This is a genomic window from Bacillus cereus group sp. BfR-BA-01331, assembly GCF_022663915.1.
Lineage (GTDB): Bacteria > Bacillota > Bacilli > Bacillales > Bacillaceae_G > Bacillus_A > Bacillus_A mycoides.
Map to the genome: position 1 here is coordinate 1 of NZ_JAKUGJ010000153.1, position 448 is coordinate 448.

The following is a 448-nucleotide window of genomic DNA, read 5'->3' on the forward strand; positions in this document are numbered from 1 at the left end:
ATTAAAAGTGCGGGTGAAGGGAGTCGAACCCCCACGCCAAAGGCGCTAGATCCTAAGTCTAGTGCGTCTGCCAATTCCGCCACACCCGCATGTTATAATTTAAAAAGAAAAAATGGGGCGACTGATGGGAATTGAACCCACGAGTGCCGGAGCCACAATCCGGTGCGTTAACCACTTCGCCACAACCGCCATGATTTTCTGGTGCCGACTAGAGGACTTGAACCCCCAACCTACTGATTACAAGTCAGTTGCTCTACCAATTGAGCTAAGTCGGCTAAATGGTGGAGGATGACGGGATCGAACCGCCGACCCCCTGCTTGTAAGGCAGGTGCTCTCCCAGCTGAGCTAATCCTCCGAATTGCCTGGCAACGTCCTACTCTCACAGGGACAAGGTCCCAACTACCATCGGCGCTAGAGAGCTTAACTTCCGTGTTCGGTATGGGAACGG

Annotated in this window: 4 tRNA genes and 1 rRNA gene; all 5 read right to left on the bottom strand. The window is 53.1% G+C overall.

Annotation, left to right across the window (positions count from 1 at the left end):
• Positions 1-8: 8 nt before the first annotated feature.
• Positions 9-89, bottom strand: a tRNA-Leu gene (locus tag MR155_RS31390).
• Positions 90-113: 24 nt separating this feature from the next.
• Positions 114-189: transfer RNA gene (locus tag MR155_RS31395), tRNA-His, on the bottom strand.
• A gap of 10 nt (positions 190-199) precedes the next feature.
• A tRNA-Thr gene (locus MR155_RS31400) sits at positions 200-275 on the bottom strand.
• A 4-nt stretch (positions 276-279) separates the two neighbouring features.
• Positions 280-355 (bottom strand) — tRNA-Val (locus MR155_RS31405).
• A gap of 5 nt (positions 356-360) precedes the next feature.
• A 5S ribosomal RNA gene (gene rrf / locus MR155_RS31410) occupies positions 361-448 on the bottom strand; the annotation flags it as partial.